Genomic DNA, 223 nt, shown 5'->3' on the forward strand with positions numbered 1-223 from the left:
GCATACCGGATTTCACACAGGGCCTCCCGGCCTTTTCGCCCCCCTCTTTGCTGGATTGATACACACCGTTCCCCGGCTGGTTGCAACGTTTTCCCGTAGCTATAGAGCTTGCTTCCCTCTTCTTCAAGGCACCGGCTTTGCATTGAGCGCACGATAAATCGCTGTTTCTCCGACACTTTGTAGGCCAGATATTCAATCAGGTCTGCCTCCCGGTCACAGACAG

Annotated in this window: 1 pseudogene; it reads right to left on the reverse strand. The window is 54.3% G+C overall.

The features are described 5' to 3' along the window. Positions 1-223 (reverse strand): annotated as a pseudogene (locus tag M6G53_RS25770) (IS4 family transposase); the annotation flags it as partial.

Source organism: Serratia nevei, assembly GCF_024160145.1.
GTDB classification, from domain to species: Bacteria; Pseudomonadota; Gammaproteobacteria; order Enterobacterales; family Enterobacteriaceae; genus Serratia; species Serratia nevei_A.